This is a genomic window from Blautia sp. Marseille-P3201T (genome assembly GCF_900120295.1).
Taxonomy (GTDB): Bacteria; Bacillota; Clostridia; order Lachnospirales; family Lachnospiraceae; genus Blautia.
In genome coordinates, this window is the sequence record NZ_LT635469.1 from 197,702 (window position 1) to 214,015 (window position 16,314).

General features: G+C 38.2%; 14 protein-coding genes. 12 read left to right on the plus strand and 2 right to left on the minus strand.

Annotated features, from left to right (window positions below; genetic code table 11):
• The 5 genes from BQ7352_RS05945 (at position 1) to BQ7352_RS05965 (ending at position 4,137) form a co-directional block, all read left to right on the plus strand.
• The gene (locus BQ7352_RS05945) at positions 1-849 is read left to right on the plus strand and encodes a carbohydrate ABC transporter permease (protein ID WP_072447819.1); all 849 of its coding nucleotides are present in this window, start codon (positions 1-3) and stop codon (positions 847-849) included.
• A 19-nt stretch (positions 850-868) separates the two neighbouring features.
• Positions 869-1,273 (plus strand): hypothetical protein, encoded by a 405-nt coding sequence (locus tag BQ7352_RS05950; protein ID WP_072447821.1) that lies wholly within the window; start codon positions 869-871, stop codon positions 1,271-1,273.
• A complete protein-coding gene (locus BQ7352_RS05955) occupies positions 1,270-2,364 on the plus strand; it encodes an ABC transporter permease (RefSeq protein WP_072447823.1) in 1,095 nt (364 codons plus the stop codon). Before BQ7352_RS05950 ends, BQ7352_RS05955 begins: the two co-directional genes overlap by 4 nt.
• 360 nt (positions 2,365-2,724) lie before the next feature.
• Positions 2,725-3,372: a helix-turn-helix domain-containing protein gene (locus tag BQ7352_RS05960; RefSeq protein ID WP_072447826.1), complete on the plus strand. Its 648-nt coding sequence runs from the start codon at positions 2,725-2,727 to the stop codon at positions 3,370-3,372.
• A 24-nt stretch (positions 3,373-3,396) separates the two neighbouring features.
• Entirely contained in the window at positions 3,397-4,137 is a 741-nt protein-coding gene (locus BQ7352_RS05965) for a TraX family protein (RefSeq protein ID WP_072447828.1), read from the plus strand.
• A gap of 179 nt (positions 4,138-4,316) precedes the next feature.
• On the opposite strand, the gene adhE is transcribed toward BQ7352_RS05965, so the two are convergent.
• Both adhE and typA read right to left on the minus strand, forming a co-directional pair.
• Entirely contained in the window at positions 4,317-6,935 is a 2,619-nt protein-coding gene (gene adhE, locus BQ7352_RS05970; protein ID WP_072447830.1) for a bifunctional acetaldehyde-CoA/alcohol dehydrogenase, read from the minus strand.
• A 203-nt stretch (positions 6,936-7,138) separates the two neighbouring features.
• A complete protein-coding gene (typA, locus tag BQ7352_RS05975) occupies positions 7,139-8,968 on the minus strand; it encodes a translational GTPase TypA (RefSeq protein WP_072447832.1) in 1,830 nt (609 codons plus the stop codon).
• 341 nt (positions 8,969-9,309) lie between these two features.
• Here typA and BQ7352_RS05980 point away from each other — a divergent pair, with 341 nt between their 5' ends.
• The 7 genes from BQ7352_RS05980 to secA all read left to right on the plus strand — a co-directional run bounded on the left by BQ7352_RS05980 (position 9,310) and on the right by secA (position 16,243).
• Complete coding sequence (locus BQ7352_RS05980) at positions 9,310-9,936, plus strand: single-stranded DNA-binding protein (RefSeq protein WP_003019404.1); 627 nt, start codon at positions 9,310-9,312, stop codon at positions 9,934-9,936.
• A 111-nt stretch (positions 9,937-10,047) separates the two neighbouring features.
• On the plus strand, positions 10,048-10,539 hold the full coding sequence (locus tag BQ7352_RS05985) for a cob(I)yrinic acid a,c-diamide adenosyltransferase (RefSeq protein ID WP_072447834.1): 492 nt from the start codon (positions 10,048-10,050) through the stop codon (positions 10,537-10,539).
• A 59-nt stretch (positions 10,540-10,598) separates the two neighbouring features.
• On the plus strand, positions 10,599-11,489 hold the full coding sequence (dapA, locus tag BQ7352_RS05990; RefSeq protein ID WP_072447836.1) for a 4-hydroxy-tetrahydrodipicolinate synthase: 891 nt from the start codon (positions 10,599-10,601) through the stop codon (positions 11,487-11,489).
• Between the two features lie 36 nt (positions 11,490-11,525).
• Entirely contained in the window at positions 11,526-12,284 is a 759-nt protein-coding gene (dapB, locus tag BQ7352_RS05995) for a 4-hydroxy-tetrahydrodipicolinate reductase (protein ID WP_072447838.1), read from the plus strand.
• Between the two features lie 78 nt (positions 12,285-12,362).
• The gene (locus BQ7352_RS06000) at positions 12,363-12,641 is read left to right on the plus strand and encodes a hypothetical protein (RefSeq protein ID WP_072447840.1); all 279 of its coding nucleotides are present in this window, start codon (positions 12,363-12,365) and stop codon (positions 12,639-12,641) included.
• 183 nt (positions 12,642-12,824) lie between these two features.
• On the plus strand, positions 12,825-13,355 hold the full coding sequence (gene hpf / locus BQ7352_RS06005) for a ribosome hibernation-promoting factor, HPF/YfiA family (protein WP_003019395.1): 531 nt from the start codon (positions 12,825-12,827) through the stop codon (positions 13,353-13,355).
• A 317-nt stretch (positions 13,356-13,672) separates the two neighbouring features.
• Positions 13,673-16,243: a preprotein translocase subunit SecA gene (gene secA, locus BQ7352_RS06010; RefSeq protein WP_072447842.1), complete on the plus strand. Its 2,571-nt coding sequence runs from the start codon at positions 13,673-13,675 to the stop codon at positions 16,241-16,243.
• Positions 16,244-16,314: the final 71 nt, after the last annotated feature.

Genomic DNA, 16,314 nt, shown 5'->3' on the forward strand with positions numbered 1-16,314 from the left:
ATGAAAAGAAAATCACAGATTTTAAGTATGATTTTTTTCCTTTTTTTAGGAGTTTTGGTGTTGTTCCCTGCAATCTATACCGTATGCAACAGCTTTATGTCTCCGGCTGAAATTGAGAGCTATTATGGAGCTGTTATCAATCAAAAGGAAAATGCGGAGGCTGTTTTTCATATTATACCGAATGTTTTTTCTCTGGAAGGCTATTATATGGTGTTTTTGAGAAGCACGGATTATCTCATGAAATTCTGGTACAGTCTTTTTCTGTGCATGGTCATTTCGGCAGGGCAGATTTTTGTCAGTGCGTTGGGAGGATTTGCATTTGCCAAATATCCTATTCCCTTTAAAAAAGGCATTCTTTTTCTGTTAATGGTATTGATGATGATGCCGATACAGGTCACGCTTGTCCCCAATTATATTATTTTGGACGAATTAAAGCTTTTGGACTCATGGCTTGCTTTGATTTTACCTATGACGTTTCTGCCTTTCGGAACGGTATTCATGACACAAATTTTTAAAAGAATACCGGACGAGATTTTGGATGCGGCAAAGCTGGATGGCGCAGGAACTTTTCAAATTTTATTTCGGATTGTTATGCCCATAGGAAAAGGCGGAATTATCAGTGTATTTCTGTTGTCCTTTGTAGACTCATGGAATATGGTAGAGCAGCCAATGACTTTTTTAAGAGATACGCTGCGATATCCCCTTTCTGTATTTCTTGCCAGTGTCAATGAGGTTAATTTTGCACTGTCATTTGTATGCGGTGTTTTGGCAGCATTGCCCATGCTTTTACTGTTTTTCTTTTTTCATGAAGAACTGACGCAGGGCATTGAGCTTTCAGGAGTAAAATAAAGGGGAAAGGACAGAACCTATGAAGAATTCAAGACAATTTGCAGTACGAATGGCAACGGCGCTTTTTATGATTTTGGTTTTGTGTACGGTTGCGGCACACAGAATTGAAGCATTGCTGTTGACCGAAGTCCGTACCATAGAAGTGCCTCTTGCCGAAAAGCTGGAGGACGGGACTACGGTTGTGAAGATTTCTCCTGCCGGCGTGTTTACGGACGCAAATGGTAAAACTTGTGTGATGCTCATTCAAAGGAGAGAAGGAACATGGGGCACGGAAGAATATGTAAAGGAAACTTCAGTGGAAGTATACAGTGAAGATTATGATTTTGTTCAGTTGAAAAATGCGGACTTGGAAGGACAGAGGCTGGCAATTTATCCAAGTCGGAGCTTGTCTAATGGTGAGACTGTGAGGTGTGTGGGAGAATGAGAAAAAGAAAACTTCGATTTTTTATATGTGGCATTATCCAGCTTTCTGTTTCAGTGTTTTTCTTCTTTATAGCAGCTTTTGTCAGCGGAGCGATGAAAAATCATACACCTTATGCAGTTGAGATATATGATACGGAGGGGCTGAATATTTCCACGGCACAGGTTTCTTCTTTTGCAGCACCAGGGGAATTTACGGCAGCAGGAACAGGAGAAAAAGTGTTGGTTGCAGATATAGGAGAAAACAAAACCGTTTCTGCCTATTATCAGGAAACAACGCCCAATTATGGGGAATATGTAAAACTGAATTTTCGTGAGGGCGAATATTTTTCTGCGGATATGTCTGAAAAAAATGTGGTAGCCATACCGGAAAGCCTTTCAAAAGAGTTGCTTCAGAAGAAAAATGAAGGACAGAAGCGGTTATATATCAATGGAGAAGAATTTACAGTTTGCGGAGTTTATGAGGACGGAGACGTTCTGACGCAGTTAGGTTCTGCTGATATTCCTGTTATTTACGGCAAGATACCGGAGGGATCAGAAACATTGGCAGAACATATACTGATAAAAGCAGATGAAGGAAAAACAGCAGGACAGCAGCAGCAGGAAACAGCAATCCTCATGAAAACACCTTTAGAAGGCGAGATAAACGATTTGGGGCATTTACATCAGCTAGGAGACAGCATACTGCTTCTTGGCTTCTTTCTGGCAGGCTTATGGTTTGTTCTATATCTGTGTATTTTTTCTTATAAAAGGCTGATGTCCGTATATGAGGGTAAGGAAAATACAGCACAGCGTAGATTGAATATCATTTTTGCAGTGGGAATTTTCCTTTTTGCTGTAATTGGATTTGCACTGCTTTTACAGCTTGTGCAGATACCGGCTATCTACTTGCCGGAAAATAATATTTTTGACATATCTTATTATGGGAAAGAAATTTTAAACGGAATACAGCAAATAAACACAGATGGGCGTATCAAAGATTTTTCCAGAATTTGCGCCGTTTATTTGGGTACAGAGACAATGCTGATTGTAGTAGCAGTGCCACTTTTCTGGGCAGGATGCCAGAAATTGCGGAGGGGATTGAAAATATCGTAAATTAGAATATAAAACTAGAAAAAGAGAATACTTGATATAGTCGAAAGCATATGTTATAATGCCAGTAGGCAAACGAAACTAATGTCCAATTGGACAACGAATACCCCAGAGGTCGCACCCTCTGGGGTATTTTAATCCTTGCATCGCAAGGATAGTCAAAAAACAAGTAGTTGTAAAGATTAATATTGCTTCTTCTTTCAAAGAGCTTTATAATTTGTTTTACGTAAATACGCTATATTTGTATATGTCAAAGCAATATTCCGTTTTGTAAAAGAAATTTTGCTAAGATGTAAAAGGATTTTGATAGACTTCCAGCGAAAGAAATATGATAATGCTGTTTGAAAGGAGGATAGATTTGAAATGAATATAGGAGAACAAATAAATAATCTGCGAAAAAAACATGGTTTAAGCCAAGATGATTTTGCAAATTTATTTAATGTTTCCAGACAGACTGTTTCTAATTGGGAAAATGGTAAAAGTTATCCAGACTTAGAAATGATTATAAAAATAAGTGATTATTTCAAAATTTCTGTTGATGAATTATTAAGAAATGATGTTCAGAGCGAAGAAAAAATTGATAATGAAAAAAAGGTAAAAAAGAGATACCTTATTTTATTGCTGGTTTTATGTTTTTTAGGAGCAATGATTATTTGGGGATTGTATGGTAAATATCAAGATAGTGTAGCAGTTGATTTTACAATGGAAAAGCATGAAACTTATAAAAGTAATGAAATAAAAGAACAATCTATAAACATTGCAAACGGATATTTTTCAGTTCCTAAAGATGAAAAACTCGATGTACAAGTAAAGGGCGATATTGACGATGGTAAACTTCATGTTACCATTACAAATCAAGACAATAAGGTTTATTATCAATTAGGCGGTCAAGAGCTGAACGATTTACAAACTTTATATTTTGAAAAAGGTTCCTATATTATTCAAATCGTTGCTGATGATTATACAGAGGACATTATAAGTCTTGAATATAACATTGAAATAAAAAATTAAAAGCAAATCATCAGTTATAACAAAATGAAAAAATGTATTTCGGGAAGCACATTAAAAATATTGGCAATGATTTTTATGGTAATCGACCACTTTGGACAAGTGGTGTTAAAAAATGGAATTATTCTAAATGCTCCATATTCTATGTTTACAGATGAGCAATTTGATATGTTAATGTCTGCTGTCAATATTTGTCATATTTTAGGTAGAATTTCATTCCCTGTCTTCTGCTTTCTATTAGTAGAGGGATTTTTTCATACGCATAGTCTTAAGAAATATATTTTAAACTTAGGAATTTTTGCGCTTATTTCTGAGCCTATCTATGATTTAGCCAATACAGGAAATTTATTCAGTTTAGAACAGCAAAATGTTTTATTTACTCTGTTATTAGGTCTGATTGTATTAACAACCATAAATAAATTTAATAAAAATGTGGTAATCTCTTGTGCAACAATAGTGATAGGGGCGTATATTTCATATATTTGTAATTTAGATGGCTGGTATTATGGAATAGCTTTAATCGGCGTATTTTATCTCTTTCATGATATGCCAGCACTAAAATATACTGCTTCTATTTTAGTTATGTATATTTGTGGACTGAATTTTAAAATAAGTGGATTTATTGACACATATTTTTTAACCGCTGTATTATCTTTACTGTTTATTTCAATGTATAACGGTAAGCGTGGAATGAAAATGAAATATTTCTTCTATATTTTTTATCCCGGACATTTGTGTATATTCTACCTTGTGAGTTTAATGTTTTAACAAATATTATAAATATTAGTAAAAGCGAAATTTCTAAGTTAAACAGCATAAAAAGAGGTATACATTTATAGCGAATTTGTCGAGCACAGCTTTGAGACCATAGGCTCAAAGTGAGCGCAGACTGAGCGGTAAATGTATACCTCTTTATTATGCGTGATTTACAAAAATCCCTTTACCCTTTATCCCTCATAAAATGCCTTTAAGTACATTTCTTTCATTTCACTCATAAGAGGATAGCGTGGGTTTGCGCCGGTACACTGGTCATTAAATGCGTTTTCTACCATTTCATCTAATGTCGCAAGGAAATCTTTTTCTTCAATTCCGTATTCTTTAATGGTGCGTTTAATTCCCACTTTTTCTTTCAAATCAGCAATAGCCTTAATAAAGTTTTCAAATACTTCATCATCATCTTTACCTGTAATTCCTATGAAGCGGGCCATTTCGCAGTATCTTTCTTTTGCATGAGGATAAGGATACTGGGAGAATGTTCCCATTTTTGTAGGAGCAGGATCTGCATTATATCTCATTACGTGCTCAATGAGCAGGGCATTTGCGATACCGTGAGGCAGGTGGTGATAAGCTCCCAGCTTGTGTGCCATAGAGTGGCATACACCTAAGAATGCATTAGAGAATGCCATACCTGCAAGGGTAGAAGCGTTTGCCATTTTTTCACGGGCAATGGGGTCAGCGGCGCCTTTTTCATATGCAGAAGGCAGATAATCAAAAATCAGTTTGGCAGCTTTTAAGGCAAGACCATCGGTAAAGTCTGTAGCCATAATAGAAGCATAGGCCTCCAGAGCATGTGTCAAGGCATCAATTCCTGAAGCGCTGGTCAGTCCTTTTGGCTGGCCCATCATATAATCTGCATCAATAATTGCCATATTTGGCATCAGTTCGTAGTCTGCGATCGGCCATTTTGTTCCTGTGGAAGCATCTGTGATAATGGCAAAAGGAGTTACTTCAGAACCTGTTCCGGAAGAGGTAGGAATGGCAACCATCATAGCCTTAATACCCATCTTTGGGAACACATAAACACGTTTTCTGATGTCCATGAAATCCATAGCCAAATCTTCAAATTTACATTCCGGATGTTCGTACATAAGCCACATAATCTTAGCAGCATCCATAGCAGAACCGCCGCCCAGAGCAATAATGGTATCAGGACCAAAGGCTTTTAACTGTTCCAGACCTTTTTGTGCACACTGTAAAGTCGGATCTGGTGTAACTTCAAAGAAGCAGTCGTAAACAATGCCCATTTCATCTAATTTATCTGTAATCGGTTTTGTATAACCATTGCTGTAAAGGAAAGTATCCGTAACAATAAATGCTTTCTTTTTGCCATATACATTCTTTAATTCATCTAAAGCAACAGGCAGACAGCCTTTTTTGAAGTAAACTTTTTCAGGAGAACGGAACCAGAGCATATTTTCTCTCCTTTCTGCAACTGTTTTCGTATTCAGAAGATGCTTCACACCTACGTTTTCAGAAACAGAGTTTCCGCCATAAGAGCCACAGCCAAGTGTGAGAGATGGCGCAAGCTTGAAGTTATATAAGTCACCAATTCCGCCGTGGGAAGAAGGTGTATTTACAAGAATACGACAGGTCTTCATGCGGTCTGCAAAAATATTCAGTTTTTCTGTTTCAGAAGGATGCAGGTAAATGGATGCTGTATGGCCGTATCCGCCGTCCTTTACCAGCTGGTCTGCCATATCTACAGCAGTTGCAAAATCTTTTGCTTTATAAAGGGCAAGTACAGGAGAGAGCTTTTCATGAGCAAATGGCTCTGAAACATCTACAGAAGTAACTTCACCAATTAAAATCTTTGCTGTTTTCGGAACGGTAATTCCGGCAAGTTCTGCAATAACAGGAGCAGGCTGTCCTACGATTTTCGCATTTACAGTACCGGCTTCTGTAAGAAGAATTTTCCGCACTGCGTCAAGCTCTGTATTATTTAATACATAGCAGCCACGTTTTACAAATTCTGTTTTTACTGCATCATAAATATCGGCAATGGCAGTTACAGACTGCTCGGACGCACAAATCATACCGTTATCAAAAGTTTTGGAGTGGATAACGGAGTAAACGGCAGTCTGGATATCACAGGAGCTGTCCATGATTACAGGAACGTTACCGGGACCTACGCCGATTGCCGGTTTTCCGGAAGAATAAGCGGCTTTTACCATGCCCGGACCGCCTGTGGCAAGAATAACGTCTACGGATTTCATCAATTCATTGGAAAGCTCTAAAGTAGGTTCTTCAATCCAGCCGATAATGCCTTCCGGAGCGCCTGCTTTTACAGCAGCTTCAAGGATAATTCTGGCAGCTTCTGTGGTACATTTTTTCGCTCTTGGATGAGGGCTGATTAAAATGGCGTTTCTGGTCTTTAAGCAAATCAAACACTTATAAATTGCCGTAGAGGTGGGGTTGGTAGTAGGAATAACAGCGCCTACAAGACCTACGGGTTCTGCGATTTTTTTAATCCCATAAGAAGTATCTTCCTCCACTACACCACAGGTTTTCACTCTTTTGTAAGCGTTGTATGTATACTCTGCTGCGTAGTGATTTTTAATTACCTTATCCTCCAATACACCCATTCCTGTTTCTTCGCAGGCAAGTCGTGCAAGAGGAATACGCATTTTGTTGGCTGCCATAGCAGCTTCGAAGAAAATTTTGTCAACCTGCTCCTGTGTGTAGGCGGCAAATTTTTTCTGCGCTTCCTTCATGGCAGCAATTTTTGCAAGAAGGGCATCTGTGCTGTCAATAACAGCGGGTACGATAGTTTCTGCTTTTTTGGTCATATAAAATCCTCCTTAACTAATAAATACGATGTACCTGTAAACAGATTTTACCATAAATGAAGGATGATATAAAGAAAAAATATTATTAAATTTTTATTTATCTGAAAATTTAACGCGTTAATGTTTAATAAAAAGAAAAAACTGCTATTAGCGTGATATGTTCACAATAGCAGTTTTTATCCTTAATTTATCTATAGATAGAATTATTTTTTAAAGCTCTGTCTTTTTCTGAGACGGGAGTCCAGAATTTTTTTACGGATACGCAGAGAGTCCGGTGTGATTTCCAGAAGCTCGTCTGTATCAATAAATTCCAACGCCTGTTCCAGACTTAAAACCTTAGGCGGAGTCAGCTTTAAGGCTTCGTCAGCAGAAGAAGAACGGGTATTGGTAAGGTGTTTTGTCTTACATACGTTTAATTCGATATCTTCTGCTTTACCGCTCTGTCCGATAACCATACCGCTGTATACTTTTTCGCCCGGTCCGATAAAGAGTGTACCACGGTCCTGTGCAGAGAAAAGACCGTAAGCTACGGATTCGCCTGTTTCAAAGGCAATAAGAGAACCCTGTTTGCGGTACTGTAAATCACCTTTGTATGGAGCATAGCCGTCAAATGCAGTATTTAAAATACCGGAGCCTTTTGTTGAGGTCATAAATTCACCTCGGAAACCAATCAGTCCTCTGGATGGAATATTGAATTCCAGACGTGTTGTTCCGTCACTGGCAGGGCTCATACCCTGAAGTTCACCTTTTCTTTCACTTAAACGCTGAATAATCGTACCGGAAAATTCTTCCGGAACATCCACATAAGCGATTTCCATAGGTTCTAATTTTTTTCCTCGTTCATCTTCGTGATAGATAACTTCCGCTTTACTTACGGCAAATTCGTAACCTTCACGTCTCATATTTTCAATTAAAACAGATAAATGAAGCTCTCCACGTCCGGAAACCTTGAAGCAGTCTGTGCTTTCAGTGTCTTCTACACGAAGACTGACATCTGTGTTTAATTCACGCATCAGACGTTCTCTTAAATGACGGGAAGTGATAAATTTACCTTCCTGTCCTGCAAACGGACTGTCATTTACAATAAAGTTCATGGAAATGGTAGGCTCTGAAATCTTCTGGAACGGAATTGGTTCGGGATTTTCAGGGGAGCACAGTGTATCTCCAATATGAATATCCGCAATACCTGAAATGGCAACAATAGAGCCGATACCTGCTTCCTTTACTTCCACTTTATTTAAACCTTCAAACTCATAGAGCTTGCTGATTTTTACTTTTTTCATTTTATCCGGATCATGATGGTTTACCAGCATAACCTCCTGATTAACGGAGAGCTTTCCGTTTTCTACTTTACCTACGCCGATACGTCCCACATATTCGTTGTAATCAATGGTGCTGATTAAGGTCTGTGTCGGGGCATCCGGGTCACCGGTAGGTGCAGGAATGTATTTTAAAATTGTTTCAAATAAAGGCTCCATGCTTTCCGGTGTATCGCTTAAATCCAGAACAGCGTGTCCTGCTTTTGCAGACGCATATAAGAACGGGCAGTCTAACTGTTCGTCAGATGCGTCTAAATCCATAAGAAGCTCTAAAACCTCGTCAATTACTTCATCAGGACGAGCCTCCGGACGGTCAATCTTGTTAATACATACAATAACATGAAGGTCTAATTCCAGAGCTTTTTTCAGAACAAATTTTGTCTGAGGCATAGCACCTTCAAAAGCATCTACTAAAAGGATAACGCCGTCTACCATTTTTAATACACGTTCTACCTCGCCGCCGAAATCTGCATGTCCCGGTGTATCAATAATGTTGATTTTTGTGTCCTTGTAATATACGGCAGTGTTTTTGGATAAAATGGTAATACCACGTTCTCTTTCAATATCGTTGGAGTCCATGACACGTTCCTGTACTGCCTGATTTTCACGGAAAACACCGCTCTGGCGAAGAAGCTGGTCAACCAGAGTTGTTTTACCGTGGTCAACATGGGCAATAATCGCCACGTTTCTGATATCTTCTCTTGCTGTTTTCATAATTAACCTCTTTTCTCTTTATGTTGTCAAGGTGTTGTTGTATTAAAACATATCCGGAAATATTGATACATTTTACGCTCAGTCTGCGCTCACTTTGAGCTTTTAATCTCAAAGCGTGCTCGAAAAATTCGCTAAAAGGCATCAACATTACCGAATTATGTTAGCATAAAAACACCTGTATTTTTAGTAAAATCCGGATTTTATTCTATCATACTTAACTGTAAATACAAAGGGGGAAAAAGATTTTTTTAAAAATTTTAAAAAAAGTGGTTCTAAAACAGCAGGCAGATGAATAGATATGATATAGACAAGATACCAGAAAGAGGAAGGGGAAACAAATCATGGCAGATAAAATTATTGAAAACAATCAGGTGTCCATTATGGGAAAGGTAGCGTCAGGCTTTACATTCAGTCATCAGGTATACGGAGAGGGATTTTACCTGGTAGACGTATTGGTGAAGCGACTCAGCGACTCCGAGGACAGAATACCTTTGATGGTTTCAGAACGTTTGGTAGACGTTACACAGGATTATGAAGGGGAATACATTATGGTACAGGGACAGTTCCGTTCCTACAACCGCCACGAAGAGAAGAAAAACAGACTGGTACTTTCTGTTTTTGTAAGAGAGCTGACTTTTGTGGAGGAAGCAGATGACTCCATTAAAACAAACCAGATTTTCCTGGACGGATATATCTGCAAACCGCCGGTATACAGGAAAACACCGCTGGGAAGAGAAATCGCAGATCTTTTACTGGCAGTGAACAGACCTTATGGAAAATCAGACTACATACCTTGTATATGCTGGGGAAGAAATGCCCGCTATGCATCTGCATTTGAAGTGGGTGGTCATGTGTTAATCTGGGGCAGAATTCAGAGCAGAGAATATATTAAAAAATTAGGAGAAAATGAAACGGAAAAGAGAGTCGCTTATGAGGTTTCTGTAAGCAAATTAGAATATGCGGATTAAATTTGTCAAGATTTATTGTTAGGTTGCAATATTTGCTTAGGTGTAGTAATATATACACAGCTCTTAATAAAGTAAAACAAGGAAAAGGCAGTCTGTAAGAGGTGTATAACTATGGATGAAGAAAAGGGATTGACCCAGATTTACTGCGGTCCGGGAAAAGGGAAAACCAGCGTGGCAATCGGTCAGGCAATTCGTGCAGTGGGTCATGGGAAACGGGCCATTGTAATTCAGTTTTTAAAAGGAAGGGCAACTTCCAGATTAGATTATTTAAATGCAATGGAGCCTGAGGTTCGTCTGTTTCGTTTTGAGAAAAAAGATAAATACTATGAAGATTTAACAGAAGAAGAAAAGAAAGAGGAGAACCTGAATATTCGAAATGGTTTGAATTTTGCAAGAAAAGTATTGTTGACAGAAGAATGTGATATGCTAATTCTTGATGAAATTCTGGGGGCTTTAGAATTCGGCATTGTTTCAGAGGAAGAAATTGAAAGTTTGATTAAGGCGAAAGATGATGAAACAGAGCTGATTATGACAGGAAATGTTGTGACAGAAGCTTTGAAAAATGCAGCGGACAGAGTAGTTTCGCTGGAAGTCATTAAATAAGCTGAAAGTCAGAGTATACATACAAAAGAAATAGGAACAGGACAATAAGGAGGAAGAATATGTCTATTTTTACAGGTGCGGGTGTGGCGATTGTAACGCCTATGAAGGAAAACGGAGAAGTAAACTTTGAGAAATTGGGAGAAATTCTTGAAGAGCAGATTGCAGGACAGACTGATGCAATTATTATCTGCGGAACAACAGGAGAGTCTTCTACTCTGACGCATGAGGAACATTTAGACGCAATTAAATATACCATTGATAAAGTAAATAAGAGAATTCCTGTTATTGCTGGAACAGGTTCAAACTGTACACAGACAGCTATTTACCTTTCACAGGAAGCTGAAAAGTACGGAGCAGACGGATTGCTTTTAGTAACACCATATTATAATAAAGCAACACAGCAGGGATTGATTGCCCATTATACAGCAATTGCAAATTCTGTAAAGCTGCCTATTATTTTATACAATGTAGCCAGCCGTACAGGATGTAATATTGAGCCTAAGACGGCTGCTTATCTGGCAGAGCATGTAGAAAATATTGTAGGTATTAAAGAGGCTTCCGGAAATATTTCCCAGGTGGCTGAAATTGCAGCTCTGACACAGGGTAAGATGGACATTTATTCCGGAAATGACGATCAGATTGTACCAATTCTCTCTCTTGGAGGAAAAGGTGTTATTTCTGTACTTTCCAACGTAGCTCCAAAATATACACATGATATTGTGGCAAAATTTATGGAAGGCAAAGTAGAAGAAAGCAGAGATATGCAGTTGAAAGCATTACCTTTGGTTCATGCACTTTTCTGTGAAGTAAATCCAATTCCGGTAAAAACAGCCTTAAATCTTATGGGAAAAGAAGTAGGTCCTCTGCGTATGCCAATGACGGAAATGGAAGCTGCTCATCAGGAAGTTTTGAAAAAGGCAATGACAGATTTTGGCATTGAATTAGCATAAAGGAGCAGGAATACGCGAAGGAAAAGAGGAAAAAAGATGGTCAGAATAGTAATGAATGGCTGTAATGGTCACATGGGACGTGTGATTTCAGAGCTTGTAAAAAAGGATGAAAATGCGGAAATTGCAGCGGGAATTGATGTTGCAGATATGGGAATTCATGATTATCCGGTCTATACCAGTGTTTTTGATTGCGATAGAGATGCAGATGTTATGATTGATTTTTCTTCACCAAAAGCAACAGATAATGTGCTGAAATATTGTGTGGAGAAAAAACTTCCGTTAGTGCTGTGTACAACAGGTTTGTCTGAGGAACAGCTGAACAGTGTAAAAAAAGCTTCCGAAGAAACAGCAGTGCTTCGCTCTGCAAATATGTCTTTGGGAATTAATACACTTTTAAAGCTTTTGCAGGATGCAGCAAAAGTTTTGGCGACTGCGGGATTTGATATGGAAATTGTAGAGCGTCATCATAATTTAAAAGTGGATGCACCAAGCGGAACAGCTCTTGCTCTTGCTGACAGCTTAAATGAAGCAATGGATAATGAATATCATTATGTTTATGACAGAAGTCAGAAAAGGGAAAAGAGAGAGAGTAAGGAAATCGGAATTTCTGCAGTACGCGGTGGAACTATTGTAGGTGATCATGAAGTGATTTTTGCAGGTCCGGATGAAGTAATTGAATTCAGACATACGGCTTATTCAAAAACCGTCTTTGCGAAAGGTGCAGTAGAGGCTGCGAAATTTTTAAGCGGAAAACCGGCAGGCTTATATAATATGAGTCATGTAATTGATAAATAAAATGTTTTTAAACTATGTATAAAACAATTGGATTTGCAGATATTAACAGCAGAACTTAATAGAAAGGAGTTTCATGAAATGAAAAAACTGATATTAGGACTGCTGTTATCAACCATGCTTTGCGTAACTGCCTGTGGCAATGATACTACATCAGATAATACAACAGATAAGGGTGTAGTAGGAGATACCGGAGAGGCTCTAAAAGATGGAGCTGAAAAGCTGGGAAATGATGTTCGTGATGGAGTAGATGATGTAGGAGACTCTCTTGAGCGGAATATGGACAATGCTACAGGAAGTGAGAATTCATCAGAAAACAGCAATGCAATGGGAACCGGAAACGGAAATGCAACAAGATAGAAATAGAGAGTCTGTTTTGAACAGGCTCTTTTCTATTTCATAAGAAATTGCTGTTTCAAAATATAATCATTTTGTAAATTTTCTAAAAACTATTGAATAAATGAAGGAATATTGGTATAATAATAGCACATTACAAGAACTGGTAAAGCTCTTGTAAAATATACGTAAAAGGGGTTGGACATAATGAAGTTTATTATAAGTGGAAAGAATATTGAGGTTACACAGGGGCTTAGAAGTGCAGTAGAAGATAAGCTGGGAAAACTGGAAAAGTACTTCACGTCTGACACAGAAATAATTGTTACTTTAAGTGTTGAAAAAGAAAGACAGAAAATCGAGGTTACAATTCCTGTAAAAGGAAATATCATTCGTTCCGAACAGGTAAGCAGTGATATGTATGTTTCTATCGATTTGGTAGAGGAAATTATCGAAAGACAGTTGAGAAAGTACAAAAATAAAATTATTGATAAAAAACAAAGTGCAGGATTTCAGCCGGAATTTGTTGAAAAAGATTACGAAGAAGATACAAATGAAATCAAAATTATTCGTACTAAGAAATTTGGATTTAAACCAATGTATCCGGAAGATGCCTGCGTACAGATGGAATTGCTGGGACATAATTTCTTTGTTTTCTTAAATGCAGAAACAGAAGAAGTAAATGTAGTTTATAAGAGAAAAGGAAATACTTATGGATTAATCGAACCGGATTTCGGTTGATAAATAGAATAGGGTAGGAAAGATGGGGCTGTTGCTTTAAACATTATGTACTTAAAGCGGCAGCTCCTTTTTGCTGTATGGGAAATAATGTCCTATAAAATGAAAAATGTTCCTCATGTAAGAAAACTGTAAGGTTTGTGTGATAAAATAATATAAAACGGAGGATATGAAAAAGGAGTAGTTTCGCCTGGCAGTGAAAAGTATAAAGCGAAATGAAGATATACTAGGGCAGCCTTTTTTTTCTTGTGTTAAAAGAAGGAAAGTGATACAATAAGGTTTAGTAATGTTAAAATTAGATAGTTTTAGGAGTATGTCACATGAATCTGATTGAAAAGGTGTTTGGAACACATAGTGAAAGAGAATTAAAACGTATTACTTCCCTTGTAGATAAAATCGAAGCTCTGCGCCCTGATATGCAGGCTTTAAGCGATGAAGAACTGAAGGGAAAGACGAAAGAGTATAAAGAAAGACTTCAGGAGGGGGCAACTTTAGATGATCTTCTTCCGGAAGCATTTGCTACAGTCCGAGAAGCTGCAAAGCGTGTACTTGGTATGGAACATTATCGTGTACAGTTAATTGGTGGTATTATTCTTCACCAGGGTCGTATTGCAGAAATGAGAACAGGTGAAGGTAAAACTTTAGTATCCACACTTCCGGCATATTTAAATGCACTGGAAGGAAAAGGTGTTCATGTTGTAACTGTCAATGATTATCTGGCTCACCGTGATGCTGAGTGGATGGGAAAGGTTCATGAGTTTTTAGGACTTACTGTAGGTGTCGTGTTAAACGACATGAAAAATGATGAAAGACGTGAGCAGTATGCCTGTGATATTACTTATGTAACAAATAATGAACTGGGATTTGATTATCTTCGTGATAATATGGTTATCTATAAAGAACAGCTTGTTCAGCGAGATTTGCATTATGCGATTATCGATGAGGTCGACTCTGTATTAATTGATGAGGCACGTACACCTCTTATTATTTCAGGACAGAGTGGTAAATCTACAAAGCTCTATGAAGTGTGCGATATTTTGGCAAAACAGCTGGAGCGCGGTGAAGCAAGCGGCGAAGTTACAAGAATGACAGCAATCATGGGCGAAGAAATTACAGAAACAGGTGATTTCGTTGTCAATGAAAAGGATAAAATTGTAAACCTGACAGAGCAGGGTGTGAAAAAAGTAGAAAAATTCTTTAATATTGAAAACCTGGCTGATCCGGAAAATCTGGAAATCCAGCACAATATCATTCTGGCGCTGCGTGCTCATAACCTGATGTTCAGAGATCAGGATTATGTAGTAAAAGATGATGAAGTTTTAATTGTAGATGAATTTACCGGACGTATTATGCCGGGCCGCCGTTATTCCGATGGTCTTCATCAGGCAATTGAAGCAAAAGAGCATGTAAAAGTAAGACGTGAAAGTAAAACTCTGGCAACTATTACATTCCAGAACTTCTTTAATAAATATAAGAAGAAATCCGGTATGACAGGTACGGCTCTTACAGAAGAACAGGAATTTAGAGATATTTACGGCATGGATGTTATTGAAATTCCTACCAACAGACCAGTGGCACGTATTGATAAAGAAGACGTAGTATACATGACAAAGAAAGAAAAGTTCCGTGCAGTTGTGGAGGCTGTAAAAGAAGCGCATGCAAAACAGCAGCCTGTACTGGTTGGTACAATTACAATCGAAACATCTGAACTTTTAAGCCGTATGCTTACAAGAGAAGGAATTAAGCATCAGGTATTGAACGCCAAATTCCATGAAAAAGAGGCGGAAATCGTAGCACATGCCGGAGAAGCCGGAAATGTAACTATTGCTACGAACATGGCAGGTCGTGGTACTGATATTAAACTGGACGATATTTCAAAAGAAGCCGGCGGATTGAAAATCATTGGTACAGAGCGTCATGAGTCACGCCGTATTGATAATCAGTTGAGAGGTCGTTCAGGACGTCAGGGAGATCCGGGTGAGTCCTGCTTCTATATTTCTCTGGAAGATGATTTAATGCGTTTGTTCGGCTCTGAAAAGTTAATGAATGTATTTAAATCTTTAGGTGTTGCAGAAAATGAGCAGATTGAGCATAAAATGCTTACCAGTGCAATTGAAAAGGCACAGAGAAAGATTGAAGGAAATAACTATGGTATTCGTAAAAACCTTTTGGAATATGACCAGGTAAATAACGAACAGAGAGAAATTATTTATAAAGAGAGACGTATGGTGCTGGATGGAGCTAATATGCGTGACTCTATTTATAAGATGATTACTGATACAGTAGAACATGCAGTAGATATGTGTTTTTCTGATGATGTGGATCAGGAAGAATGGGATTTAAATGAATTTAATTCAGTACTTCTTCCGACTATCCCATTGCAGCCTCTGACTTTGGAAAAAGTAAAAGGAGTAAAGAAAAATCAGTTAAAACAGGAATTAAAAGAAGAAGCAGTGAAGCTTTACGAAGAAAAAGAGTCAGAATTTCCGGAAGCAGAACAGCTGCGTGAATTAGAGCGCGTAATTCTTCTGAAGGTAATTGATCAAAAATGGATGGATCATATTGACGATATGGACCAGCTCCGTCAGGGAATTGGACTTCAGGCTTATGGACAGAGAGATCCAAAAGTAGAATATAAGATGCAGGCATACGAAATGTTTGACGGAATGATTGCGGCAATTCAGGAAACAACCATAAGATTACTGTATCATGTACGTCTTGAACAAAAAGTAGAGCGTGAGCAGGTAGCTCAGGTAACAGGAACAAATAAGGACGATTCCGGCCCGAAAAAACCAGTACAGAGAGTAGAAAAGAAGGTTTATCCAAATGATCCTTGTCCATGCGGCAGCGGTAAGAAATATAAACAGTGCTGCGGCAGAAAATCAATCTGATAAGTCAGCGATAAAGACTGCCGTGGAAAATCAGTTCCACGGCGGTCTTTATATTTTTGTATAGGAAATTG

Excerpts from the sequence above, each read along its gene's own strand:
- typA (WP_072447832.1), bottom strand. The coding sequence starts at position 8,968 with ATGAAAACAGCAAGAGAAGATATCAGAAACGTGGCGATTATTGCCCAT.
- adhE (WP_072447830.1), bottom strand. The coding sequence starts at position 6,935 with ATGACCAAAAAAGCAGAAACTATCGTACCCGCTGTTATTGACAGCACA.
- BQ7352_RS05960 (WP_072447826.1), top strand. The coding sequence starts at position 2,725 with ATGAATATAGGAGAACAAATAAATAATCTGCGAAAAAAACATGGTTTA.
- BQ7352_RS05980 (WP_003019404.1), top strand. The coding sequence starts at position 9,310 with ATGGCAGATAAAATTATTGAAAACAATCAGGTGTCCATTATGGGAAAG.
- BQ7352_RS05965 (WP_072447828.1), top strand. The coding sequence starts at position 3,397 with ATGAAAAAATGTATTTCGGGAAGCACATTAAAAATATTGGCAATGATT.
- BQ7352_RS05950 (WP_072447821.1), top strand. The coding sequence starts at position 869 with ATGAAGAATTCAAGACAATTTGCAGTACGAATGGCAACGGCGCTTTTT.
- dapA (WP_072447836.1), top strand. The coding sequence starts at position 10,599 with ATGTCTATTTTTACAGGTGCGGGTGTGGCGATTGTAACGCCTATGAAG.
- BQ7352_RS05985 (WP_072447834.1), top strand. The coding sequence starts at position 10,048 with ATGGATGAAGAAAAGGGATTGACCCAGATTTACTGCGGTCCGGGAAAA.
- BQ7352_RS05955 (WP_072447823.1), top strand. The coding sequence starts at position 1,270 with ATGAGAAAAAGAAAACTTCGATTTTTTATATGTGGCATTATCCAGCTT.
- BQ7352_RS06000 (WP_072447840.1), top strand. The coding sequence starts at position 12,363 with ATGAAAAAACTGATATTAGGACTGCTGTTATCAACCATGCTTTGCGTA.
- hpf (WP_003019395.1), top strand. The coding sequence starts at position 12,825 with ATGAAGTTTATTATAAGTGGAAAGAATATTGAGGTTACACAGGGGCTT.
- secA (WP_072447842.1), top strand. The coding sequence starts at position 13,673 with ATGAATCTGATTGAAAAGGTGTTTGGAACACATAGTGAAAGAGAATTA.
- BQ7352_RS05945 (WP_072447819.1), top strand. The coding sequence starts at position 1 with ATGAAAAGAAAATCACAGATTTTAAGTATGATTTTTTTCCTTTTTTTA.
- dapB (WP_072447838.1), top strand. The coding sequence starts at position 11,526 with ATGGTCAGAATAGTAATGAATGGCTGTAATGGTCACATGGGACGTGTG.